Raw genomic sequence first — 24,630 nt, forward strand, 5'->3', positions numbered from 1 at the left:
TATGTGACACATGAACTACATAGCACCCCAGATAAACCTGGATATTCCCAGAAGCAACGCCATTGGAAAGGAGGGAAACATTGACGCAGGACGCAGCGAATAGCGACGCGCAGCACGGCCACGTACCTGTCATGCGCGACCGAATGGTCGAACTGGTAGGGCAGGGCGTGAACAGCGATAACGCGCCCGAGCGCCCCGTCATCGTCGATGGAACCCTCGGCGCCGGTGGTCACAGCGAAGCTTTTCTGGACGCCTTTCCCCACGCAATCGTCGTCGGATTGGATCGCGACCCCAATGCGCTGGCGGAGGCGAACGAGCGGCTGGCTGGCTATGGCGACCGCTTCGTGTCCTACCAGACCCGCTTCGACGGAGTTACTGAAGCGCTCGAAGATCTGATGGGTCAGGGCGTGCTTCCCGAGAGCATGCGGGAACACGGGATCTCCGGATTCCTGTTCGACCTCGGGGTGTCCTCCATGCAGCTGGACCAGCCGGAACGTGGCTTCGCCTACGCGGTGGACGCCCCGCTGGATATGCGCATGGATCCCAGCAGCCCGCTGACTGCAGCGGAGATCCTGAATACCTACAGCCACGGCGAGATCGCACGCATTCTCAAGACCTACGGGGACGAGAGGTTTGCCGGGAAGATCGCTAGTGCTGTTGTGCGCGAACGCGACAAGCAGCCGTTCGAGAACTCTGGCCGTTTGGTCGAATTGCTCTACGCCACCATCCCAGCGGCTTCTCGCCGCACCGGTGGTCATCCGGCAAAGCGAACCTTCCAGGCGCTAAGAATCGAAGTAAACGCCGAGCTGGAATCGCTGGAGAACCTGATTCCGGAAATATCCCGCTGGATGCACGTCGGCGCGATGGGCGTGTTCATGAGCTACCAATCGCTGGAAGACAAGATCGTTAAGAAGGCATTAGTGCAGCTCAGCACATCAAAGACTCCGGCGGGGCTGCCGATGGAGCTCCCTGGCATGGAAGCCGAATTCGAACTCCGCACTCGCGGAGCAGAGAAGGCCAGCGACGCGGAGATCGAAAGAAACTCCCGCGCAGCCCCCGTCAGAGTCAGAGCCTTCAGCAGGGTCAGCGACAGAGGGAAAACAACATTTCCCCTGGACACGCCCAGTTAGCTAAGCAAAACACCTACACCGCACTGATAGAAACAAACCCGGACCTCCGAAACTTCGGAAGGAAAACATGACCGCACCAGGCACCATCCGCACTCGCCGCCCACACAACGACCGCGCCGCCACCGGTACCCGCCCGGAACGCTCTACCTCCCGCTCTGCTTCTCGTTTTGCCGAGGGGCTGACCGAGCCCACTCGCCGCAACCGCAGCGACTGGAGCGGCACGCGTGCCGATCGTCCGAACCGTACCGACAGCACTGAGCGTATTGGACGTATAGGTCGCAGCGACCACAGCCGTCGCTTCGGTGGTAGCCGTACGGGCTCGCGCCAGCAGGTGTCGGTTCGCGGACGTCGCATTATCGCCCTGGAACGCGGCAACCCGCAGCTCACCCGTCGTATCGTATTCGCGGTTGCGGTTTTCATCGTGGGTGTGATCTCCGTGATGGCCCTGTCGGGTGTGACGACGAAGCAGTCCTTCCAGATCGCCGAGGCGCAGAAGCGTAGCACCACCCTGGAAAACCAGATCGAAAGCCTCAACCGCGATGTAGCTAACGCGAAGTCCTCCGCAAATATTGCGAAGGAAGCTAGCGAGATGGGCATGGTGTCGCCCAAGCAGGCAGGCATCCTGGAGGACCAGGGCGGAAAGATTAAGGAGCGTCGCCCGGCCGAGGCTGAGGGCGGCAAGGAAGTCGTGGATGTCAACGGCAACGCCAAGCGACGGGGCGCTACTAGTGATCCGGAAAAGACCAACCGCGTCGAGGGGCTGCACCCGAATAACCCGGTCGTAGCCGGTGACCGTGCGCCGGACGTCAACGCAAGCGCTCCGGGGAATGCACAGAACTCCGGTGGCCTGCCGTACTCCGGCGGTCAGGCCGGTGCTCCGGCTGGTCGCCCAGGTGCTGCACCTGCTCCGGCTCCAGCGCCGGCGGCACCAGCCCCAGCTCCGGCACCGGCTGGACAGGCTCCAGCCGCTCGGGTTCCCGCAGCACCTCCGGCACCGGCGCCGGCTAGGTAATACGGCAAGCCCCAGTCAGGATCCCGAGCACAACGAAAACTTCAGACACGCCGGGGCGAACCCCGGCTTGTTTTCGTATTTGTGGGGACAATAGCCAAGAGTGAATTGAAAGGAGGACAACCACGTGTCGAAAGCCAACGATCGCCGTTCCGCGCGGACGGTGGACGGTAACTCGTGGTTGATCCTCGATACCTCCGGTGCTCGATTTAGCAAGCGAGTTCGCCTTGTCCTCCTCGTCGTTTTCCTGACGTCCCTGTCCCTCATTCTGCGTCTGGCATGGGTGCAACTGGTAGCCAGCCCGACGCTGGCTACCCAGGCCCAGCTGCAGCGAACCTCCGTCATTACCGAGCCCGCTCTGCGCGGAGGAATCACGGATCGCAACGGCCAGACTCTTGCGTACACCATGGACGCGCGCAGCCTGTCGGTGCACCCGAAGAAGCTCGAGAAGTTCATGCAGGAGCGTCATGAACTAGACCCCGAAGGTGTGCCGGAGCCCAAGCAGCGCATCGAAGATATCGTCAAGCGCCTTCCCGAGATGATCAATAAAGAGGGCGACGACATCGAAGAAGACGATATCCGTGACAAGCTGACCAGCAACAACGACTACGAGGTGCTGGTCCGCAACGTCGACCCGGACATTGCCGAGAAAGTGGCCGAGGAGTTCCCGGAGATCACTGCCGAGCGCCAAGACCTGCGCCAATATCCCAATGGCGCCGTCGGCCAGAACATGATTGGCAAGATCAGTACAGATAACCAGGGACAGTTCGGCCTGGAACTGTCGCAGGATGCTCGTCTGCAGGGCATCAACGGCTCCCGCACTGTGGATATTGCAGGCGACGGCTACCTGATCCCGGGATCCACCCGCGATGTGCATCCGGCCGTCAACGGCGATTCCTACCAGCTGACCATTGACCTGGATGCGCAGACCTATGTGCAGCAAGCGCTGCAGCAGGCCCGCGAGAAATCCGGCGCCAAGTCCGCCTCTGCCGTCGTCCTGGATTCCAAGACTGGTGAAATCATCGCCATGGGTTCCAGCGACACCATCGACCCGAACGGGGATATCGAAAAGCAGCTGAAGCGCAAGAAGGTTTTCGGCGACCGCGCAACGGCTGATTCCTTCGAGCCCGGTTCCGTGGCCAAGATCATGACCGCTGCCGCGGCCATCCAGGAGGGCAAGACCACCCCCGACGAAGTCCTGAAGGTACCCGGCACCATCGACATGGCTGGCGTGACCGTGAAGGATGCGTGGGACCACGGCGAGGTTCCGTACACCACCACTGGTGTGTTCGGTAAGTCCTCTAACGTTGGCACCCTGATGCTCGCTCAGCGCGTAGGTGAGGACAAGATGTACGACTACTTCCGCAAGTTTGGCATTGGCCAGGCTGCGGGCGTCGGCCTGCCCTACGAGGTGGCGGGTTACATGCCGGAGCGCAATCAGTGGTCTGGTGGCACGTTCGCCAACCTGCCGATTGGCCAGGGTATGTCCATGAGTCTGCTGCAGATGAGCAGCATCTACCAGGCCCTGGCGAACGACGGCGTGCGCGTAGAGCCACGGCTGATCAAAAAGATCACCAGCGCCGACGGCACAGAGCTAGGGGCGGAGCCGGCGAAGGAAACTCAGGTCGTATCTCCCGAAACCGCCCGCACCACGGTGGACATGTTCCGGGCTGTGACCCAGTCGGACGAGACAGGCGTGCAGCAGGGAACTGGCGCCCCGGCGGCGATCAAGGGCTACCAAGTCTCCGGCAAGACGGGTACCGCGCAGCAGATCGACCCGAACACAGGCGCCTATTCAAACTCCTCGTATTGGATTACCTTTGCAGGTATCGCCCCTTCCGATAAGCCACGCTTCGTGGTGGGGATCATGCTGGATAACCCGCAGCGCGGCACGGATGGTGGTGCGGGCGGCACGGCGGCGCCTCTGTTCCACGACATCATGTCGTGGATGCTGGACCATTACAATGTGCCGCTGTCTGAGAAGGCAGGGCCGAAGCTGATGCTGGAGGCAAACAGATGACATCTTTGGAACGTCTAGCCGAGATCTGCGGGGGAACCCTCACCGGCCCGTGGCAGGGCGTGGAGGTTTCCATGGCCGCGATCGGGTCCCAGGACGTAGAGCCCGGCGGCTTGTTCTGCGCTGTTCCCGGCGCGAAGGCACACGGTGCGACCTTCGCTGCGGATAGCCAGGCTGCTGCGGTACTTACTGATGCCGCAGGACAGCGCATTATTGATGACGCCCCTACGCCGCTACCGTGCATCGTCGTCGACGACGTTCGCGAATGGATGGGGCCGGTGGCTGCAGAGATCTACGGCCACCCGGCACGCCAGCTAAAGACCATCGGCATCACCGGCACATCGGGCAAGACCACTACCAGCTACCTGGTGGAAAAGGCGCTGCTGGATTCCGGGAAGAAGGTGGGGCTTATCGGCACCACCGGTACCCGTATTAACGGTAACCCGATTCCGACGTCCCTGACCACCCCGGAGGCCCCCACGCTGCAGGCTTTGCTCGCACGTATGGTGGCCGAGGGTGCGACGCATCTGGTGATGGAGGTCTCCAGCCACGCGCTGGAGCTCGGGCGCGTGCGCGGGATCCACTTCGACGTGGCGGCTTTTACGAACTTGAGCCAAGACCACCTGGACTTTCACCCGACGATGGAGGACTACTTCCAGGCCAAGGCGCTGCTGTTCGAACGTGCTGAAGACGGCCAGCAGCCGGGCACGGCAGTGATCTGCTGCGAGGACGAATGGGGTGTTCGGATGCGCGATATCGCGCGGGAATACTCGCCGACCGTGGCGCTGTACCCGCAGGGAAGCGAGGAACCAGGAGACGCGCCGACGTGGTCCATTGCTTCCACCGAGGTCACGCCCAGCGGCCGCCAGCACATTCGGCTGACGATCGCCGGGGGTGCTGCCCCGCGGGAACTCGACTACAGCATCGGCATGGCCGGAGCGTTCAACCAGGCGAACAGCCTGGTCGCCCTGGCATGCATCGAAGCCGTTACCGGCGAAGTCCTGGGTGCCGACAGCCCGGCGGTCAAGGCGCTTGCCGACGTGCAGGTTCCCGGCCGTATGCAGCTGGTCGAGGAAGGCCAGGACTTCCTGGCCATGGTCGACTACGCGCACAAGCCGGGAGCCGTCCAGGCGGTACTGAGCAGCCTGCACGATTACCTCCCGGATCCGAACTCCCGCATCGGCATCGTACTGGGCGCCGGTGGCAACCGAGACCACGACAAACGCCCGATCATGGGACGGATCGCCGGTGAACTGGCCGATGCCGTGTTCGTGACGGATGACAACCCCCGTGACGAGGACCCTGCAACGATCAGGGAGGCCATTTACGCGGGGGCGCGTGAGGGCGTCACAAAGAAAGAACAACAAGACCCAGACACCGTGTGCGAGATCGTGCCAGACCGAGCGCAGGCCATCGCCGCGGCGGTGAACTGGGCCCAGCCTGGCGACGCGATCGTGGTGGCGGGCAAGGGGCATGAGAAAGGCCAGCTCGTGGCCGGCACCATGCACCCATTCGACGATGTAGAGGTAATGGCGGCAGCGTTGCAGAAGCAGGTCGCGGCAGGAAGAAACCATGAAGGCAGTGAGCAGCGATGATTGAACTAACGAACGCACAGATCGCCGAGGTGACGGGCGGGGCGCTGATTAACGGGGCGAACCCGCAGACCGTGGTGACCGGCCCGGTAGAGTTCGACTCGCGCAAGATCACCCCGGGCTCGATCTTCATGGCCCTGCCCGGAGCCCGCGCTGACGGCCACGACTTCGCCGACTCCGCACTGCAGAACGGTGCCGCCCTGCTGGTAGTGGGCCGAAAGGTCGACCAGCCCGCCCTGCTAGCGGAGCCAGTGCTGACCAACGAGCAGACCTCCAACGCGACGGCCTTCGAGTTCGATGCGGAAGGCCACGGTGCCGCAGTGCTGGCCGCCGTCGACAAGCTGGCGCGCTACAACACCGACGTACTAGCCGCCGAAGAGGGCATGGCGGTCATCGGTGTGACCGGTTCGGCCGGAAAGACCTCCACGAAGGACCTGATCGGCGCCGTGCTGCGGGAGGCAGGGGAGACCGTGGCGCCCCCGGGTAGCTTCAACAACGAGATCGGCCTGCCGTACACCGCGCTGCGCGCCGGCCGCGATACCCGCTTCCTGGTCAGCGAAATGTCTGCCCGCGGGGTCGGCCACATCCAGCACCTGACGACCGTCACCCCGCCGCGGGTGGGCGTGGTGCTGAATGTCGGTAGTGCGCACCTGGGGGAGTTCGGCTCCCGCCAGGCCATCGCTCAGGCGAAGGGCGAGCTGGTTGAGGCGCTGCCGCAGGCTGCCGACGGTGGCCTGGCTGTTCTGAATGCTGACGACGATAAGGTCGCGGCGATGGACAAGCGCACCTCCGCCCGCGTCGTGCGCTTCTCCACTGAAGGCGCGACGGGTGCCGCTGGCGTGCCGGCGGACTACTACGCCAGCGATATTCAGCTGGATGCCGTCGCCCGTGCGAGCTTTATGCTGCACCACCCGAAGGGCGAACCGGTGCGGGTGGAGCTGTCGGTGTTTGGTGCCCACCAGGTATCCAACGCCCTCGCCGCCGCGGCGGTCGGGATCGAGTTGGGTATTGACGCCGCCACGGTGGCGGCCTCGCTGAGTTCTCACGTCGCCGCCAGCGTGAACCGCATGGACGTGCGCACCCGCGCTTCCGATGGGGTGACCATCATCAACGATTCCTACAACGCCAACCCGGAATCGATGCGCGCGGGAATCGATGCCCTGGCGTACACCGCCAAGGGGCGCCGTGGCGCCGAAAGCTGGGCAGTGCTGGGACAGATGGGTGAGCTGGGCGAGGACGCGAGCGAGGAACACGAGGAGCTCGGTCGGGTGCTGGCACAGCGGCGGATTGACCACGCGGTGATCGTGGGCAACGGGGTGAACCAGCACGCGTTGGCCACCGAGGCCCGGGAAAGCGGCGTGGATACGCACATCGTCGAGAACATTGACGGTGCCGTGAACTATCTGGATATGAGTTTGAACCCGCAGGATGTGGTGCTGATCAAGGCATCGTATTCGGACGGGCTATGGGCCGTGGCAGAGGGGCTGCTGATCGGCGAGGACCAAGGAGTTTAAAAGACCCATGTTGCAAATCTTTATCGCGGGTGCGGTTGCCTTTGTCGTGTCCATTGGGCTGACACCGGTACTGATCCGCTGGTTCTCCGCCGAGGGCTTGGGCCAGGAGATTCGTGAGGAAGGGCCGAAGTCGCACTTTAAGAAGCGCGGCACCCCGACAATGGGCGGCATCGCTGTGCTCGCCGGAATTGTCTTCGGCTACCTGGTGGCCGTGTTGGTGGGGCTGATGACCACCGGCGCAGGGCCGGGCGTGAGCGGCTGGCTGGTGCTGGGGCTGACACTGGCCCTGGGCGGCCTGGGCTTTGCCGACGACTACATCAAGCTGGTTAAAGGCCGGAACTTGGGCCTCAATGCGAAGGCGAAGCTGGTCGGCCAGCTGGCCACCGCAATCATTTTCGGCCTGCTGATCCTGCAATTCCCGAATTCCCGTGGCCTTACCCCGGGTTCCACCCACCTGTCGGCAATCCGCGACATGGCCACCTTCGACATCGCCATCGGGCCGGCCGTCATCGGCACGATCATCTTCCTGGTGTTCATCTACCTGGTGATTTCCGCATGGTCGAACGCGGTGAACTTGACCGACGGCTTGGATGGCCTTGCCGGTGGAGTGACCGCCCTGGTCATGGGTGCCTACGTGCTGATCACTTTCTGGCAGTTCCGTAATTCTTGCTCCGTCAGCGCCGAGGCCGCGTGCTACGTCGTCCGCGATCCGCTGGACCTGTCCATGTTGGCGTCTGCTGGCCTGGGCGCCTGCCTAGGCTTCCTGTGGTGGAACGCGGCCCCGGCGAAGATCTTCATGGGTGATACCGGTTCCTTGGCCCTCGGCGGCCTGGTGGCGGGCTTGTCCATCACGACTCAGACCGAGCTGCTGATGATCCTGATCGGAATCATCTTCGTCATCGAGGCAGCTTCCGTCGTCATCCAGGTGGTCTCCTTTAAGACCACCGGCAAGCGCGTGTTCCGCATGGCGCCAATCCACCACCACTTCGAGAACAAGGGCTGGGCGGAAACGACTGTCGTTATTCGCTTCTGGCTGCTCGCCGGCGTTGCCGCAATGTCCGGTCTGGGACTGTTCTATACCGAATGGCTCAGCAGCGCTAGCTGGTAGCGATGGCTGGCGGTCTTCCCCTCGAATGAACGAGACCCGAACTCACACAATTGAACCACCCGAATTGCTCTACCTAAGGACCTAAAGCCGTGGAAGCCACACACGCACTCCAGCCCACAGACGCCCTACACACCATGCGTACCCAGACAGTTCTGGTCGCGGGTGCAGGCGTGGCCGGACGGGGCGTGATCTCCATGCTGTGCGCCCTGGGCGCCCGCACGGTCGTGGTGGCCGACGACAATACCCAGGCTCTGAGCCACATCGCCGACGGCGGCGAGACCGAGCTGCGCCTGCTGGGGGTCGCTGATGCCGTCGATAGCCTCGGCCACTTGGCACCCCAGTTGGTCATTACCTCTCCCGGTTGGAAGCCAGAGTCACCGCTGCTGGTCCGCGCCGCCGAGCTGGATATCCCCGTGATCGGCGACATCGCCGCGGCCTGGCTGGCCGACCAAGCCGGAGTCTTCGGCGAGCCCCGTACCTGGCTGGCCATCACCGGCACGAACGGAAAGACCACGACCACCGCCATGCTGACCTCCATGCTGGTGGCCGACGGACGCTCAGCCTTGGCGGTCGGGAACATCGGTATCGCCCCCTCGGCAGCCCTGGCGGCACAGCACCGTGGCGAACCCCGCGCGGACATTTTCGTCGCGGAGGTCTCCAGCTTCCAGCTGCACTGGGCGCCCATGTTTGCACCCTCTGTCGGCTGCATTCTGAACCTCGCCGAGGATCACTTGGATTGGCACGGGAGCTACGAAAACTACTGTGCCGACAAGGCGCAGGCCTTGACCGCCGAGTGGCCTGTCCTGGCTGTGGATGACGCCGACGTGCTGGCCACCGCACGCGCCCGCCACGTGGCAGCGCGCAGTGCCTACACGATTCACGATCCGGAGGAGGTGGCGTCACTAGAAAAAACAACAACGACCCTTGAGCGCGCCACCGGCGTGCGCGATGGGCGACTGGTCGAGGTCATCTACGGCAGCGACGGCGAACCGAACCAGATTGTGGACCTGGCTCCGGCGCAGGGGATTAGCCCACCCGGACCGGCGGGCCTGGCCGATGCCGCAGCGAGTGCGGCGATGGCCCGGGCGCTGGGCGTGGCTCCCGAAGCGATTGCCAGTGCGCTGGCCGGATTCCAAGTGCAAGCGCACCGAGGGCAGGTGGTGCTGGACCACGGTGGTGTGACCTGGATCGACAACTCCAAGGCAACGAACCCGCACGCCGCAGAGGCCGCCCTGCGCGGCCAACGCAACGTGATCTGGGTGGCCGGCGGGCAATTGAAGGGCGCGGCGGTCGATGGGCTGATCCGCGCGATCGGCGGTGGTCTGAAGGCAGTGGTGGCCCTCGGCGTGGATCGGGCGGAGCTCGTCGCGGAGGTGTCGCGCCAGCTGCCCGATCTTCCGGTCACTGTTATTGACGCCACCGATCCAGAAGAAGCGATGCGTGCCGTCGCGCGCGCCGCCCATGAGCTGGCAGAACCGGGCGATAGTGTGGTTCTAGCGCCCGCGGCGGCATCGCTAGACATGTACACCGGCATGAGCCAGCGTGGCGACCTATTCGCCCAGTATGCGGTGGCATATGCTGAAGCCGAATCCGATGCCTAAAGAGGAAAGGGGGTAACGGAAACATCATGGCTTTACCGGAATCCAGTTCGAAACGACGACAGAGCATTCCCGGGGCAAAGGAGCCCCAGACGACCGAGGAGCGGGACGAGCGGGGATTGGGCTCGCTGCAACGCAAGTTCACTGCACAATTGGCCACCCCACAGCTGAACTACAAGGTTCTGCTGGGCGTTACGGTGTGCCTCACCGGACTTGGACTGGTGATGGTTCTGTCGTCGTCCATGGTGACCTCCTACGCCAACGGCGCGAGCGTGTTCAGCGAGTTCATCAAGCAAGCCGTTGTGGTGTTCATCGGCTTGATTGTCATGTGGTTCGCACTGCGAATGCGGCCGCAGACAATTAGGAAGTACTCCCCGTGGCTGTTGGTGATCGCCGTGGGAATGCTGCTCGCGGTACTGATCCCCGGCGTGGGTGTCGGTGCGGATGAGGTTGGCTCGAACTCGTGGATCCGCATCGGCCCGATCGGTGTGCAGCCTTCCGAGGTGGCAAAGATGGCCCTGGCCGTGTGGGGCGCTGCGACAGTGTCCTACCGCGCGCGAGCCACGCAGAGGCTCAACACCGGGCTCGGCGCATTCATCGCCGTCAGCGCCGTGATTCTGATCCTCGTGATGGCCCAGAAGGACCTGGGCATGATGTTCTCCGTCGGCATCGTTGTCGCCGCGCTGATGTTTTTCGCCGGCGTGGATCGTAGGGTTTTCTTCGCGCTGCTGGCTGTGGTCGGTCTGTTTGGCGCTTTTGCGATTACGCAGGCAAGCTTCCGTGGTGCCCGCATTACGACGTGGAAAGACGCCCTGACTCTGAACTTCGGTGAAACCACTACCCAGGGCGCGGCTTACCAGTCGCACCAGGGCATCCTTTCCCTGTCCGATGGTGGGCTGTTCGGCGCAGGGCTGGGGCAGTCCCGCGCGAAGTGGTTCTACCTTCCCGAGGCGAAGAACGACTTTATCTTCGCCATCGTTGGCGAAGAGCTGGGCATGTTCGGCGCCGTATTCGTCGTAATCCTTTTCGGCATGCTTGGCTGGTTCGGCATTCGCACTGCGATGGCCCAGGCGGATCCATTCCTGCGGCTGTTGGCGGCCACCCTGACGATCGGTATCTCCGTTCAGGCGTTCTTCAACATGGGCTACGTCGTGGGCCTGCTGCCGGTGACGGGTATTCAGCTGCCCCTCATCTCCGCCGGTGGTTCCTCGGCAATCATCACCCTGCTTTCCATGGGGCTGTTGTGCAACTGTGCGCGCAATGAGCCGGAGACAGTGTCCTCGATGCAACACGAAGGTCGCCCATTGATCGACCGCATTCTGTTGCTGCCGGAACCGCAGGGCTACAAGGCAGGCGAGCAGCGCCGTACGCAGCGGCGCGAGACCGCCTATAGCTATGGCACGCCGGTGACCCGACCACAGCCGGGAGGTAGCCGGGGCAGCCAAGACGTGCGCCGCGAACGCGACCGGGTGGAGGAGTCTATCCGCCGGGTCGGCGGCGAGTCGCGCCTGCGTGGCTACGATGGGGTACGAAGGCAGAATCTTCCCCCGACGGCAACGCCCAAGCCCATCCCGCGGAGCCGTCAGCGGGCGGACGATGCGGGGCAGAGACGAGCCCGCAAAACCCGCAGAACTATCGACGATCGACACAGGAGGCGCTAGCCCTTGACCTCGCAGCCACAAGCCGACCGGAAGCTATCAGTTGTCGTGGCCGGCGGCGGCACCGCCGGCCACATTGAACCAGCTATGGCCGTGGCAGAGGCGGTTCGTGCGCAGCGCCCAGACGCGCGCATCACTGCCCTGGGCACGACCCGCGGGTTGGAGAGCACACTCGTCCCAGCACGTGGTTTTGATCTGGAGCTGATCCCACCGGTGCCGGTTCCGCGCAAGGTAAACAAAGACCTGATCACGTTGCCGATGCGACTGGGGAAGGCCTTGAAGGCCACCAAGCGGGTACTGCGTGAGGTAGAGGCGGATGTGGTCATCGGCTTCGGCGGCTATGTTTCCGCCCCGGCCTACCTGGCCGCACGCGCCCTGAAGATCCCGTTCTTTGTCCACGAGGCCAACGCCCGGGCGGGCGTTGCCAACAAGCTGGGCGTGAAGCTGGGCGGAACAGGGCTGGCGGCTGTTGAAGATTCGGGCCTGGAGGCCGAGGTTGTCGGAATTCCGGTGCGCGACGCGGTACTGAACCTGGATCGCGCCGCCCTGCGCAGCGAGGCCCGCGAATTCTTCGGTGTGGACCCCGACGCGCCACTGCTGTTGGTCACCGGTGGTTCCCAGGGCGCGCGCAGCATCAACGAGGCCGTGGTGAATGCAGCCAAGACACTGCAGGATGCCAACATCGGAGTACTGCACGCCTATGGCAAGAAGAACCAGGTGGAGCTCCCGCAGGAAGTGCAGGAAGGCACACCCCCGTACGTAGCGGTTCCGTACATCGAGCGGATGGATCTGGCGCTGGCGGCCGCGGATGCGATCCTCTGCCGATCCGGCGCGATGACCGTCGCCGAGGTTTCCGCGGTGGGCCTTCCCGGTATCTACGTGCCGCTGCCGCACGGCAATGGTGAGCAGGAACTCAACGTGCGTCCCATTACTCACGCTGGTGGCGGTGTGATCATCAAGGACGCGGAGCTGACCGAGCACCGCGTGGCGCAGGAAGTCATTCCACTGTTGCGCGATGAGACCCGCTGGCAGGCCGCCAGCCTAGCCACCCTGGCAGCTGGCCACCGCGATGCAGCGCAAAAGATCGCCGACAAGATCATCGCCGCAGCAGAATCCGAATAGCTGAGCTGTCCGAGCCCAATACCGAGCCCAATACCGAGCCCAAGACCGAGCCCGAGCACTCGTGCTAGCACCTACCCCCTCCGTCCTCTAGAAAGGCACCTACTTCCCCGATGAGCGAGCAGCCCCAGACCACGGACCTCACCCGCGTGCACATGGTGGGTATCGGCGGTGCCGGAATGTCCGGCATTGCCCGCATTCTGCTGGACCGCGGCTACAAGGTCAGCGGTTCCGACATGAAGGAATCGCGCAGCGTCATGGCGTTGCGAACTGCCGGAGCGGCGATCCAGGTGGGGCACTCCGCGGATAACCTGCGCCTGTCGGGGGAGCTGCCGTCGGTGGTCGTGACCTCCTTCGCTGCGATTCCGCAGGACAACCCGGAGCTTGTCGCGGCTCGCGAGGCAGGCATTCCAGTGATTCGCCGCTCCGACGTTCTGGCGCTGTTGATGCAGAACCGGCGCGCATTCCTGCTGGCCGGTACCCACGGCAAGACCTCGACCACTTCGATGGCCGTCGCGGCACTGCAGGCTGCGCACCAGGATCCGTCGTTCGCGATCGGCGGCCAGCTGAACCGAGCGGGCACGAATGCCCACCACGGCACCGGCGAGATCTTCGTCGCCGAGGCCGACGAGTCTGACGGCTCCTTCCTGTCCTACTCGCCCGAGGTCGCTGTGGTCACGAACATCGAGCCCGACCACCTGGATTACTTCAAGACGGAGGCGGCCTACCGCGAGGTCTTTGAGAAGTTCGCCCACTGCATCGTTCCCGGTGGCTATCTGGTCGCTTGCCTGGACGATCCGGGTTCCGCTGCTCTTGCGGAGGGGCTTGTGGCCGCCGCGTCGAGCGGCGAGGCCCAGCCGTTCACCGTTGTTGGTTATGGCACTGCCGAGGGGTGTGACGCCCACTCTTCCGTGCCCCCAGCAGCCATCATCGATAGCACGGAGGTCACCGCCGAGGGCACCGTTTCCACCCTGCGCCTGGCTGAGGCCGTGGGACAGGGTGCGGGTACGTACTTCCTGCGTGTAGCCATCCCGGGTACGCATATGGTGCTTAACGCCACGGCCGCGGCGCTAGGTAGCGTGCTGCTGGGCGCGGACGTGGAAAAGGTCATCGAGGGAATTGGCGGTTTCGACGGGGTACGTCGACGCTTCGAGTACCACGGCACCCGCCGGGAGGTCGAGGTCTACGACGACTACGCCCACCACCCGACCGAGGTCGCGGCTGTGCTGTCCGCCGCACGCCAGCGTGTGCAGGCCCGAGGCGGGCGCATCGTCGCCGTATTCCAGCCGCACCTGTACTCCCGCACAATCAACTTTGCGGCCGAGTTTGCCGAGGCGTTGTCGTTGGCCGATCAGGTGGTTCTGCTGGATATCTTCGGGGCCCGCGAAGAGCCCGTGGAGGGCGTGGATTCCCGCATTATCGGCAACAAGATCGACAGTGCTACCGAATGGGTATTCGAGCCCGATTTCTCCGCTGTGGCCGGGGTTGTCGCCAACCTGGCGCAGCCCGGCGACATGGTGCTGACCATCGGCGCGGGTACCGTGACGATGCTGGCCGACGAGATCTTGTTGCAGCTGGATAGTGGTGACCGCGGATGAGCGGGGCGTCAAGAATAAAGACCAACAAACGCAGCGCCACCAACAAGCGCAGCGCTGACAAGGGGCGCAACCCCCGGAGGAAGCGGCTGCAGTGGCTGGTCGCCGGGCTGGTAGCCCTGGTCGTGTTGCTGGGCGTGGTGGTGTATGCGGCGCCGATTCTGAGGGTTTCGCAGATCGACGTGCAGGGCACCACCAACGCAGATGCGGAGGCCATCCGTACAGCGAGCACCATCAACGCGGGCGATAACATGTTGCGACTGGACATTGCTGGTGCGGCGCAGAGCGTATCCAAGGTGCCGTGGGTCGAGAAGGTGACGGTGAAGCGTTCCTGGCCTACGACGGTGACCATCGACGTCACGGAGCACAAAGCGATCGGCTATGTCATGGACGGGGACACGCCACACGTGGTGGACGAGAATGGTCAGATTTTCCTGACGGGTGTGAAGCCCGAGGGTGCTTTGGAGTTCAAGAAAACTAAGGCTGATGATGCGCGAGCTATCCAATCGGCGACGCAGGTGATCACTGCGCTGTCCGATGATCTGCGGGGCAAGCTGGAGGGAATCGAAGCCGAATCGGCGGATAGCATCAAGCTGTTTTTCCCTAATCAGGCCGTGTATTGGGGATCTTCCGAGAGGGCCGACGAGAAGGCGGAAGCGACCCGTATTGTGCTGGGGCGCGAGGGGAATTGGAACGTCTCCAACCCCGCAATGCCCACCGTGAAATAGGGGCGAAACCCCAGCTTAAGCTTTAAGTTGAACTTTAAGGATACGACACGCCACCAAAAATGTGCGCCGCTAAATGCTTGACGGCTAGGAAGATGGACGGCAACAGCAAACCGGTAAATCTCAAAGCACGAAAACTTTAGGAAGGCGGAAAAACGCACATGACGAATCCTGGAAACCACCTCGCCGAGATCAAGGTGGTCGGCGTCGGCGGCGGCGGAGTGAACGCCGTCAACCGCATGATCGACGAGAAGCTGCAGGGCGTGGAGTTCATCGCGATCAACACCGACGCGCAGGCACTGATGCTCACTGATGCGGACATCAAGCTGGATATCGGCCGCGAAGAAACCCGTGGCCTGGGTGCAGGTGCTAACCCCGAGGTGGGCCGCAAGTCCGCCGAGGATCACAAGGACCAGATCGAGGAGATCCTGGCCGGCGCTGACATGGTCTTCGTCACCGCTGGCGAGGGTGGCGGCACCGGTACCGGCGCCGCCCCGGTCGTTGCGAACATCGCCAAGAAGCAGAATGCTCTGACCGTCGGCGTGGTTACCCGTCCTTTCGGCTTTGAGGGTCGCCGCCGTAGCAAGCAGGCCATGGAGGGCATCGAGGCCCTGCGCGAGGTGTGCGACACGCTGATCGTTATCCCCAACGATTCGCTGCTGAAGATGTCCGAAGAGCAGCTGTCCATGATGGAGGCTTTCCGCAAGGCCGACGACGTGCTGCTCAGCGGTGTGGAGGGCATCACCAAGCTGATCACTACCCCCGGTGTGATCAACGTGGACTTCGCCGACGTGCGCTCCGTTATGACCGACGCGGGCTCCGCCCTGATGGGTATCGGCACCGCCCGCGGCGACCAGCGCGCCGTCAAGGCCACCCAGGCAGCCATCAACTCCCCGCTGCTGGAAAGCACTATGGAAGGCGCGAAGGGCGTGCTGCTGTCCTTCGCCGGCGGCTCCGACCTGGGCCTGTTGGAGGTCTCCCAGGCTGCTGATCTGGTGGAGGAGAAGGCCGACGAAGACGTCAACCTGATCTTCGGCACCATCATCGACGATCAGTTGGGCGACGAAGTCCGCGTGACCGTCATCGCCACCGGCTTCGATGATTCCCCGTCCGCCTCGTCCGTCAACGAGCGCGCCGGTGCACACCGCGCGCCGGAGGCTGCCAACGCAACCGCTGGAGCTGCAGCCGGCGCTGCCCAGCCGACGAACCTATTCGGCGGCCAGGAGGCTCCGCAGGCTGGTCAGGCTTCCCCGGCACAGCCGGAGCCGCAGGCAACCATTGACCCGGCCACCCCGCAGGCAGGTGCGCAGACCAGCTTCGCGCAGCGTCGCGGTACCGTCCCGCAGCAGGCTCCGTCCACCCAGTCCACCCAGTCCGGTGGCCTGTTTACCTCCGCGGCGCAGGAGCCGCAGAACCCCACCCACGCCGGTGTGGATCTGTCGGAGGATGAGGACGACCTGGATCTGCCGGACTTCAATTAAAGTCCCTCCGCCAGTTAGGAGCTATCCGTGACCCAGGACCAGCACCCGCGGGTGCGCAAGGTATTCACCGACCGCAACGGTGGGGCTTCCACCGGCCCCTATGCGTCGTTCAACTTGGGCGACCATGTGGGCGACGACCCGGCTGCTGTGGCTCATAACCGCCAGCGTCTGGCCGATGTTTTGGGGTTGGGCGTGGAGCGCCTGGTGTTCATGGAGCAGATCCACTCGCCGAACGTCACGGAGGTCACCGCCGACCACCTCACGTCTGGCGAATCTGCGGTGATTGAGGCTACTGACGCCCTCGTCACCACCATGCGGGGCACAGCCCTGATCGTCCTCACCGCCGACTGCGTTCCGGTTTTGCTGTCCGATGAGGATGCGGGCGTGGTGGCCGCGGTACACGCTGGCCGCATGGGCGCACGCAATGGAATTGTGCGCCGCACGGTTGCCCGCATGGAGGAGCTGGGGGCAGTGCCCAGCAATATTCACGCACTGCTCGGCGCCGCCGCCAGCGGCGAGAACTACGAGGTGCCGCAGGCTATGGCGACTGACGTGGAGGCTAAACTCCCCGGCTCGGCTACCACCACCGCTCAGGGCACCACAGGGTTGGACATCCGTGCTGGTCTGACCCGCCAACTACTTTCCCTTGGGGTGCGCAGCATCGACGCGGACCCCCGCTGTACCATTGCGCCGGAGAACTCCGATCGCTTCTTCTCCTATCGCCGGGAGGGGACGACGGGTCGCCAGGCTGGCGTAGTGTGGATGCCATGACTGAGCAGACGAGCGAGCACCGTGCGCCGGACGAGCTGCCTGGCGGGTCGACAGACCTCGGGCCGCGCGGCCAGGAGATCGCCCGGAACCTAGCCCGCGTGCGTCAGCGTATCGCGGTAGCTGGGGGAGCAGACCTGCTGCCGATCACCAAGTTCCACGTTGCCGAGGACCTTAGGGTTTTGACACGGCTGGGCGTCACCGCCGTCGGCGAGAACCGCGAACAAGAAGCGCGCGACAAACACGCGCAACTGGCGGAGACAGGACTGCAGTTCCACATGGTGGGGCAAGTGCAAACGAAGAAGGCGAATTCCGTGGCGCGGTGGGCAGCCGCCGTGCACACCGTGGATTCGCTGAAGCTCCTCAACGCGCTGGACAGAGGTGCTGGGTTGGCGCTTGAACGCGGCGACCGGGATAGTGCCTTGCCGGTGCTGCTGCAGTTCAGCGCCGACGGTGACCCGCAGCGTGGCGGGGCGGTGGAAGCCGATATCGACCAGCTGGCCGATGCCGCCGCGGAAGCCGCTAACTTGGAGCTGCGAGGGCTCATGACGGTGCCGCCACTAGGGGTCGATCCGGCAGCCGTGTTCGCTCGCGGGCGACAGCTCGTTGAGCGCATCTCTGACCGGGTTCTCGGTGCGCCGGTTTACTCCGCTGGAATGAGCGGTGACCTGGAGATTGCCATCGCGGAAGGCTCCACGCTGGTGCGTGTCGGTACGGATATTATGGGCGCGCGACCAGTACTTTAAAGCACATAGCCAACAGAACAACACTAAATTAATTAAGCAACGGAAGGTTCCTTTAGAGCAATGGCAGACAACTTTATGGACAAGACCAAGCGCTTCTTCGGTTTTGATTCCGTGGAATCCTACGAAACGGATTACTACAGCGACGGCTACAGCTCCCGGGAACGCGATCGCGAGGCTGACCGTGACGCACACGAGCCTTCCTACCGCTCTCGTGCCGACCGGGATCGTCTGGGTGCTGACCGTGAGGATCGCTACCGTCGCTCCGAATACTCTGATCGCGAGGATCGTTACTCGTCGCGCGGTTCTCGCTACTCTTCTTCCGCTGACTCCTACGCTGAAGCGCCGGCGGAGGAAAAGACGCCCTCGGCTTTCGTGTCTTTCACCCTGAGCTCCTACACGCAGGCCAGTGAGCTGGTAGATAACCTGAAGGCTCGCGAGGTTGTCGTATTCTCCCTGAGCGGCATGGAAAAGGGTGAGGCCAAGCGCGTGCTGGACTTCGCTGCTGGTCTGAGCCGTGGTCTGGACGCACAATTGAAGAAGCTGAAGGGCGTGCGTAACTTCATTCTGCTGCCAAAGGGCGTAACCCTGGCGCAGGATCAGCTGGATGCGATTGCTGAGTCGCTCTAGCCCCTTGCGGGAGACCCTTCAAGCGCCCCTAGACCGACATCCGAACTCTGTTGGGGAGAGACCTCTTAAGTGAATGAAATTCTCATTGTTCTGCTGTGGCTGATTCGCTTTTATGTGCTGATTTTGATTCTGCGCATCATCATCGAAATGATTCAGTCCTTTTCCCGCAATTGGCGGCCGCAGCGATGGTTCAGCATCCTCGCCGAACCGCTGTTTGTCGTAACGGATCCGCCGGTCAAGGCGCTAAGGAAGCTGATTCCACCTATCCAGCTCGGGGGAGTGGGACTGGATGTTTCGGTGCTGGTGCTGTTCTTCGGACTGCAAATTCTCAGTAGAGTACTTGCAGCACTTATTCACTAGTGAGCCACCTTTTATGGGGTGGTACTTTTGGGGAACAAAAGGGTAGGGGGTAGTGAATGGGGGAGGTAAAGAACGGACATAGCTCAAAAGCTTGTGAATGTCCGTTCATATCTTTATTATTAAAGGCATCTTCGCGGTAAGTGAGTGAGGCTGCGGAGATGTCGTGTGTAGTGACGAAAGCCGCTGCTGGTCGAGAATGTGGGTCTTGGCTGGCGGCGGCTTTCCCCTTTCGGTCACTTGTTACAACGCGGGGGAGTGTGGAGCGTTACGTGCTCTGCTAAAGAAAATTAAAAAGTGTCATTTGGGGGTAATAGCAGGGGGTGAGGCACGTGGGGTGATAACTGTGAGGCTGATGTGATTACGGTCGACTCAAGTTGAGTGAAGTTGAGCAGTGGTTAAGGTGTTAATCTAGAGCTAAAGTTGAGACTGATACAACAGATGCTGGTATGCTTTGTATCTGTTTCATAAACCATCAATAGTTTTCATCACTGTTGCGAACGCCTTCTAGCACTTTGAGGCAATCCGAAAGGGAAAGGGACAACCTATGCCACTCACTCCGGCTGATGTGCACAACGTAGCTTTTAGCAAGCCGCCGATCGGCAAGCGTGGTTACAACGAGGACGAGGTCGATCAGTTCCTGGACCTCGTGGAGGACACTCTTGCGGAACTGCAGGACGAAAACTCCGACCTCAAGCTGAAGGTAGACCAGCTGGAGTCCGGCTCCGCTGGCGCCGGCGCTGCCGGCGTAGCGGGTGCCGCAGGCGCCACCAAGGTGGATGAAGCTGCCCTGCGTCGCGAGATCGAGGCTGATCTGCGCCGCAAGTTCGAGTCCGAGTACTCCACCAAGCTGGAGCAGGCTCGCAAGGATGCCCGTGCAGAGGCACAGGCTCAGCAGGGAACCGCACAGCCACAGGGTGCAGCTGCTTCCCAGGTCAACGCTGATGAGATTGAGAAGAAGATCAAGGCGGACTACGAGGCCAAGCTGAAGGCTGCCGAGGAGCGCGCTGCGAAGGCAGAGAAGGCTGCCGAGGATGCAAAGATGCAGGCTCCGGCCCAGGCTTCCGGTTTCGCATCCCAGGGTGCTGTCGCTTCCGGCGACGGCAAGTCCGGCGTTGCTACCGCCGAGACCCACATGCAGGCCGCTCGCGTCCTGTCTCTGGCACAGGAGATGGCAGATCGCCTGACCGGCGATGCCAAGGCAGAGTCCTCCAGCATGCTGGAGGAGGCTCGCGCTACCGCTAAGAAGACCATCGACGACGCGGACAACAGCTCCAAGAACACTCTGGCAGACGCCAAGCAGCGTTCCGAGGCTCAGCTGTCCGACGCGAAGACCCGCTCCGAGAAGATGCTGGCGGACGCCGAGGAGAAGTCCAACGCACAGCTGGCAGATGCAAAGCAGAAGTCCGAGGTCATGATCTCCGACGCTACTGCGCAGTCCCAGGCGCAGATCCGCTCCGCACAGGAGAAGGCAAACGCCCTGCAGGAGGACGCAGAGCGCAAGCACACCGAGATCATGAACACGGTAAAGAAGCAGCAGGCTACCCTCGAGGCACGCATCGAAGAGCTGCGCACCTACGAGCGCGAGTACCGCACCCGCCTGAAGACCTTCCTGGAGTCTCAGCTGGAAGAGCTGAACAGCCGCGGCACCGCAGCCCCCGCAGGTTCCATCGAGGTCGAGGGCGACAACAAGTAAGCAGTTCCAGAGCCCACCGGCTCTAACCGCACCGACGACCGCTAGGAGGATACACAGACGATGCTTTTCGCAGCGATCCTCCTGGCGGTCGTCGGTTTTGTGGCGCTCGTTGTCAGCCTGGCCGTCGGATCCACCTCCTGGGCGTGGGTCTGCGTGGCTGTGGCAGCAGTAGGCGTGGCGCTGTTCATCTTCGACCTGGTTCGCCACCGCAAGCGCTAATGCTTTGAGTACCCCACGAGCACCCCACGTCGCCACCCCATATGCGCAGCGTGTAGGGTTAAAGGCGATTGACAACTTAATAGCCCTAACCACGCAACGATCCGGCCATCACCGGGGAGCGTTCCTGGAAGAACGGATGCGCGCAGCGCATCTCACTAGACCCGGGCGGAATCGCGGCACGTCACAGCCGTAAGTGAAGAAGTGGGCGAGCCCCCTGCGCAAAGCTTTGGCTAAAGCGGGCTCGTCAATCAGGGTGGTACCGCGCTGGGTTTTAATACCCATGCGTCCCTGTTGTTTTTAATGGCACGTTCGCCGGTTCACGCCGGTGGGCGTCATAAAGAAAAAGACCAAAGACAACAGCGAACGACAGAGTTAGGAACCACCATGGCTGAAGCAACTCCCGCAGGCGGCGCTTACCCGCGCGTCGATATGTCCAACGGCGGCTCGACTGCATTCCCCGCTCTCGAAGAAAACGTACTGAAGTACTGGGCGAAAGACGGCACCTTTAACGAATCGGTCGCTGCCCGCGACAACGCCGAAGAATACGTCTTTTACGACGGCCCGCCGTTCGCCAACGGCCTCCCGCACTACGGCCACCTGCTGACGGGCTATGTCAAGGACATCGTTCCGCGCTACCAGACCATGCAGGGCAAGAAGGTCGCCCGAGTTTTCGGCTGGGACTGCCACGGACTGCCCGCCGAGCTAGAGGCGGAAAAGCAGCTGGGCATCAAGGATCGCGCCGGTATCGAAGAGATGGGCATGCGCTCGTTCAACGACTACTGCGCGACCTCCGTGCTGCGCTACACGGATGAATGGAAAGAATACGTCACCCGCCAGGCACGCTGGGTGGACTTCGACAATGGCTACAAGACGATGGATCCGGGATTTATGGAGTCCGTCATGTGGGCCTTCAAGACCCTCTACGACAAGGGCCTGATCTACCAGGGCTTCCGCGTGCTGCCGTACTCCTGGGCAGAGCACACGCCGCTGTCGAACCAGGAAACCCGCCTGGACGATTCCTACAAGATGCGCCAGGATCCAACCATCACGGTGACTTTCCCGATCACCGGTGCGACCGAGGGAACGGCCTCCGTAGAGACTCTGGCGCAGCACCCGGAGCTGGCCGATGCTGCATTTATCGGCTGGACGACCACCCCGTGGACCACGCCGGCGAACCTTGCTCTGGCCGTTAACCCGGAGGTTGTCTACGCCGCGGTGCGGATTGGGGATGACGCCGCAGGAGCCGACGGAGCAGAGGGCATGCACGGTGCGACCGTGGTGCTGGCCGACGACCTGCGCGGTGCGTATGCCAAGGAGCTCGGCGAGAAGGCCGAGGTGCTGGGTACGTTCACCGGTGCGCAGCTGGAGGGCATGACCTACGAGCCGCTGTTCGGATACTTCGCCGAGCGCGCGGGTGAGAAGGTCGACGGCGGCGAGGGGAACCCGGGCAGCGAGTTTAAGGCGGGTGCCTTCCGTGTGCTGTGCGCCGACTACGTCACTACCGCCGACGGTACGGGCGTGGTTCACCAGGCGCCGGCCTTCGGTGAGGACGATATGTTTACCTGCGAGGCTGCGGGTATCGACCTGGAGATTCCGGTGGACATGGACGGCAAGTTCACCTCCCTGGCGCCCGAGTATCAGGGTCAGCTGGTCTTCGACGCGAACAAGGCCATCATCAAGGATTTGAAGGCTGCGGGCCGCGTGCTGCGCCACCAGACGATCGAGCACTCCTACCCGCACTCCTGGCGCTCCGGCGAGCCGCTGATCTACATGGCGCTGCCGTCTTGGTTCGTCGCCGTGACCAAGTTCCGCGACCGCATGGTGGAGCTGAACCACGAGCAGATCGAGTGGGCGCCTTCCCATATCCGCGACGGTCAGTTCGGCAAGTGGCTGGAGGGCGCGCGCGATTGGAATATCTCCCGCAACCGCTACTGGGGCGCGCCGATCCCGGTGTGGGTCTCCGACTCCGAGGAGTACCCGCGCATGGATGTCTACGGCTCCCTGGAGGAACTGGAGCGCGACTTCGGCCGCAAGCCGGCCTCGCTGCACCGCCCGGACATTGACGAGCTGACCCGCCCGAACCCGGATGACCCGACGGGCAAGTCCACCATGCGCCGCGTGCCGGAGGTGCTGGACTGCTGGTTCGAGTCCGGCTCTATGCCGTTCGCGCAGAAGCACTACCCGTTCGAGAACAAGGAGTGGTTCGATAGCCACTCTCCGGCGGACTTCATCGTGGAGTACTCCGGCCAGACTCGCGGCTGGTTCTACACCATGCACGTTTTGTCCACCGCGCTGTTCGACCGCCCGGCGTTCAAGAAGGTCGTAGCCCACGGCATCGTGCTGGGTGACGACGGGCTGAAGATGAGTAAGTCCAAGGGCAACTACCCGAACGTCAACGAGGTTTTCGACCGCGACGGCTCCGACGCTATGCGGTGGTTCCTCATGAGCTCGCCGATCCTGCGCGGCGGCAACCTGATCGTCACCGAGCAGGGCATCCGCGAAGGCGTACGCCAGGCGATGTTGCCGATGTGGAATGCGTACTCCTTCCTGCGACTGTATGCCTCCCAGCCCGCGCAGTACGATACGTCGTCCACCAACGTGCTGGACCGCTACATCCTGGCGAAGCTGCACGACACTGTGCAGGCCGTATCCGATGCGCTGGATAACACCGATATCGCCACCGCGTGCGATGAGATCCGCTGGTTCTGCGACGCACTGACCAACTGGTACGTGCGCCGTTCCCGCGACCGCTTCTGGGCAGGCGACGCGGTTCACCCAGAGGCCTTCAACACCCTGTACACCGTGCTGGAGACCCTGAGCCGTGCCGCCGCGCCACTGCTGCCGATGACCACCGAGGTGATCTGGCGCGGCCTGACCGGCGAGCGCTCCGTACACCTGGCGGACTTCCCGAACGCCGCCGATCTGCCTGCGGATGCCGAGCTGGTGGCGGCTATGGACGCCGTGCGCGCCGTGAGCTCCGCGACGAGCTCCCTGCGCAAGGCACACAAGCTGCGCAACCGCCTGCCGCTGCCGAAGCTGACCGTCGCGCTGCCGAATGCCGACGCCCTGGAGGACTTCACCCAGATCATCGCCGACGAAGTGAACGTCAAGGAGGTCGAGCTGACTGCGGACGTGGACAAGGTCGGTCGCTTCGAGGTTGTCGTGAACGCCCGCGCGGCTGGCCCGCGCCTGGGCAAGGATGTCCAGCGCGTGATCAAGGCTGTGAAGTCCGGCAACTACACCGTCGACGGCGCCGGTGCGGTCACCGCTGATGGCATCGAGCTGCAGGATGGCGAATTCACCCGCAAGCTCGTCGCCGCCGACCCGGACCACACCGCCGAGGTCTCCGGTCAGGACGGCCTGGTGGTGCTGGATACCCAGACCACCCCGGAGCTGGAGGCCGAAGGCTGGGCAGCCGACCGCGTCCGCGGCCTGCAGGAGGCCCGCAAGGCCGCCGACCTGCAGGTCACAGACCGGATCCACCTGACCCTGTCCGTTCCTGCGGACAAGGAAGAGTGGGCCCGCACCCACGCGGATGCGATCGCCAAGGAGGTGCTGGCCACGGACGTGAAGATTGTCGTCGGCGAGCAGCTCAGCCACGACGTTGCCGACGGCTGCTCGGCGGACATCGCGGTGGCGTCCTAAAGAAAAGGGCAGTTAGACCCGCAGGG

19 protein-coding genes are annotated in these 24,630 nt (G+C 63.2%); all 19 read left to right on the plus strand.

Annotated features, from left to right (window positions below):
* Positions 1–80: 80 nt before the first annotated feature.
* The gene (gene rsmH, locus CRD15_RS00920; RefSeq protein ID WP_255463665.1) at positions 81–1,130 is read left to right on the plus strand and encodes a 16S rRNA (cytosine(1402)-N(4))-methyltransferase RsmH; all 1,050 of its coding nucleotides are present in this window, start codon (positions 81–83) and stop codon (positions 1,128–1,130) included.
* A 67-nt stretch (positions 1,131–1,197) separates the two neighbouring features.
* The gene (locus tag CRD15_RS00925; RefSeq protein WP_187401681.1) at positions 1,198–2,142 is read left to right on the plus strand and encodes a hypothetical protein; all 945 of its coding nucleotides are present in this window, start codon (positions 1,198–1,200) and stop codon (positions 2,140–2,142) included.
* A 124-nt stretch (positions 2,143–2,266) separates the two neighbouring features.
* Complete coding sequence (locus CRD15_RS00930) at positions 2,267–4,159, plus strand: penicillin-binding protein 2 (RefSeq protein ID WP_034970140.1); 1,893 nt, start codon at positions 2,267–2,269, stop codon at positions 4,157–4,159.
* Positions 4,156–5,751, plus strand: coding sequence for a UDP-N-acetylmuramoyl-L-alanyl-D-glutamate--2,6-diaminopimelate ligase (locus tag CRD15_RS00935; protein ID WP_034980655.1), 1,596 nt, complete (start codon positions 4,156–4,158; stop codon positions 5,749–5,751). Before CRD15_RS00930 ends, CRD15_RS00935 begins: the two co-directional genes overlap by 4 nt.
* Positions 5,748–7,262, plus strand: coding sequence for a UDP-N-acetylmuramoyl-tripeptide--D-alanyl-D-alanine ligase (murF, locus tag CRD15_RS00940; RefSeq protein ID WP_034972087.1), 1,515 nt, complete (start codon positions 5,748–5,750; stop codon positions 7,260–7,262). The genes CRD15_RS00935 and murF overlap by 4 nt, the downstream gene beginning before the upstream one ends.
* 7 nt (positions 7,263–7,269) lie before the next feature.
* Entirely contained in the window at positions 7,270–8,370 is a 1,101-nt protein-coding gene (gene mraY, locus CRD15_RS00945) for a phospho-N-acetylmuramoyl-pentapeptide-transferase (protein ID WP_187401682.1), read from the plus strand.
* An 89-nt stretch (positions 8,371–8,459) separates the two neighbouring features.
* Entirely contained in the window at positions 8,460–9,971 is a 1,512-nt protein-coding gene (murD, locus tag CRD15_RS00950; protein ID WP_187401683.1) for a UDP-N-acetylmuramoyl-L-alanine--D-glutamate ligase, read from the plus strand.
* Between the two features lie 26 nt (positions 9,972–9,997).
* Positions 9,998–11,629, plus strand: a complete 1,632-nt coding sequence (gene ftsW, locus CRD15_RS00955) for a putative lipid II flippase FtsW (protein WP_187401684.1) — start codon at positions 9,998–10,000, stop codon at positions 11,627–11,629.
* 3 nt (positions 11,630–11,632) lie between these two features.
* Positions 11,633–12,748 carry an undecaprenyldiphospho-muramoylpentapeptide beta-N-acetylglucosaminyltransferase gene (gene murG, locus CRD15_RS00960; RefSeq protein ID WP_043012227.1) on the plus strand — a complete coding sequence of 372 codons (1,116 nt, stop codon included), beginning with the start codon at positions 11,633–11,635 and terminating at the stop codon, positions 12,746–12,748.
* Between the two features lie 110 nt (positions 12,749–12,858).
* Positions 12,859–14,343 carry a UDP-N-acetylmuramate--L-alanine ligase gene (murC, locus tag CRD15_RS00965; protein WP_187401685.1) on the plus strand — a complete coding sequence of 495 codons (1,485 nt, stop codon included), beginning with the start codon at positions 12,859–12,861 and terminating at the stop codon, positions 14,341–14,343.
* The gene (locus tag CRD15_RS00970; RefSeq protein WP_035001028.1) at positions 14,340–15,068 is read left to right on the plus strand and encodes a cell division protein FtsQ/DivIB; all 729 of its coding nucleotides are present in this window, start codon (positions 14,340–14,342) and stop codon (positions 15,066–15,068) included. The genes murC and CRD15_RS00970 overlap by 4 nt, the downstream gene beginning before the upstream one ends.
* Positions 15,069–15,226: 158 nt before the next feature.
* Entirely contained in the window at positions 15,227–16,546 is a 1,320-nt protein-coding gene (gene ftsZ, locus CRD15_RS00975) for a cell division protein FtsZ (RefSeq protein ID WP_034977333.1), read from the plus strand.
* 27 nt (positions 16,547–16,573) lie between these two features.
* The gene (gene pgeF / locus CRD15_RS00980) at positions 16,574–17,317 is read left to right on the plus strand and encodes a peptidoglycan editing factor PgeF (RefSeq protein WP_034977335.1); all 744 of its coding nucleotides are present in this window, start codon (positions 16,574–16,576) and stop codon (positions 17,315–17,317) included.
* A complete protein-coding gene (locus tag CRD15_RS00985; protein ID WP_187401686.1) occupies positions 17,314–18,060 on the plus strand; it encodes a YggS family pyridoxal phosphate-dependent enzyme in 747 nt (248 codons plus the stop codon). Before pgeF ends, CRD15_RS00985 begins: the two co-directional genes overlap by 4 nt.
* A 60-nt stretch (positions 18,061–18,120) precedes the next feature.
* Entirely contained in the window at positions 18,121–18,687 is a 567-nt protein-coding gene (gene sepF, locus CRD15_RS00990; protein ID WP_034970100.1) for a cell division protein SepF, read from the plus strand.
* Positions 18,688–18,756: 69 nt separating this feature from the next.
* On the plus strand, positions 18,757–19,047 hold the full coding sequence (locus tag CRD15_RS00995) for a YggT family protein (protein ID WP_034970099.1): 291 nt from the start codon (positions 18,757–18,759) through the stop codon (positions 19,045–19,047).
* Positions 19,048–19,591: 544 nt separating this feature from the next.
* Positions 19,592–20,740 carry a DivIVA domain-containing protein gene (locus CRD15_RS01000; protein ID WP_034970098.1) on the plus strand — a complete coding sequence of 383 codons (1,149 nt, stop codon included), beginning with the start codon at positions 19,592–19,594 and terminating at the stop codon, positions 20,738–20,740.
* A gap of 60 nt (positions 20,741–20,800) precedes the next feature.
* Positions 20,801–20,959 carry a hypothetical protein gene (locus tag CRD15_RS01005; protein ID WP_034970097.1) on the plus strand — a complete coding sequence of 53 codons (159 nt, stop codon included), beginning with the start codon at positions 20,801–20,803 and terminating at the stop codon, positions 20,957–20,959.
* Between the two features lie 384 nt (positions 20,960–21,343).
* Positions 21,344–24,604 carry an isoleucine--tRNA ligase gene (gene ileS / locus CRD15_RS01010; protein ID WP_187401687.1) on the plus strand — a complete coding sequence of 1,087 codons (3,261 nt, stop codon included), beginning with the start codon at positions 21,344–21,346 and terminating at the stop codon, positions 24,602–24,604.
* Positions 24,605–24,630: the final 26 nt, after the last annotated feature.

It is taken from the genome of Corynebacterium sp. LK28 (genome assembly GCF_014335105.1).
Taxonomy (GTDB): Bacteria; Actinomycetota; Actinomycetes; order Mycobacteriales; family Mycobacteriaceae; genus Corynebacterium; species Corynebacterium macclintockiae.

Excerpts from the sequence above, each read along its gene's own strand:
- CRD15_RS00925 (WP_187401681.1), top strand. The coding sequence starts at position 1,198 with ATGACCGCACCAGGCACCATCCGCACTCGCCGCCCACACAACGACCGC.
- CRD15_RS00935 (WP_034980655.1), top strand. The coding sequence starts at position 4,156 with ATGACATCTTTGGAACGTCTAGCCGAGATCTGCGGGGGAACCCTCACC.
- murF (WP_034972087.1), top strand. The coding sequence starts at position 5,748 with ATGATTGAACTAACGAACGCACAGATCGCCGAGGTGACGGGCGGGGCG.
- mraY (WP_187401682.1), top strand. The coding sequence starts at position 7,270 with ATGTTGCAAATCTTTATCGCGGGTGCGGTTGCCTTTGTCGTGTCCATT.
- ftsW (WP_187401684.1), top strand. The coding sequence starts at position 9,998 with ATGGCTTTACCGGAATCCAGTTCGAAACGACGACAGAGCATTCCCGGG.
- murC (WP_187401685.1), top strand. The coding sequence starts at position 12,859 with ATGAGCGAGCAGCCCCAGACCACGGACCTCACCCGCGTGCACATGGTG.
- CRD15_RS00970 (WP_035001028.1), top strand. The coding sequence starts at position 14,340 with ATGAGCGGGGCGTCAAGAATAAAGACCAACAAACGCAGCGCCACCAAC.
- ftsZ (WP_034977333.1), top strand. The coding sequence starts at position 15,227 with ATGACGAATCCTGGAAACCACCTCGCCGAGATCAAGGTGGTCGGCGTC.
- CRD15_RS00985 (WP_187401686.1), top strand. The coding sequence starts at position 17,314 with ATGACTGAGCAGACGAGCGAGCACCGTGCGCCGGACGAGCTGCCTGGC.
- sepF (WP_034970100.1), top strand. The coding sequence starts at position 18,121 with ATGGCAGACAACTTTATGGACAAGACCAAGCGCTTCTTCGGTTTTGAT.
- CRD15_RS01000 (WP_034970098.1), top strand. The coding sequence starts at position 19,592 with ATGCCACTCACTCCGGCTGATGTGCACAACGTAGCTTTTAGCAAGCCG.
- CRD15_RS01005 (WP_034970097.1), top strand. The coding sequence starts at position 20,801 with ATGCTTTTCGCAGCGATCCTCCTGGCGGTCGTCGGTTTTGTGGCGCTC.
- ileS (WP_187401687.1), top strand. The coding sequence starts at position 21,344 with ATGGCTGAAGCAACTCCCGCAGGCGGCGCTTACCCGCGCGTCGATATG.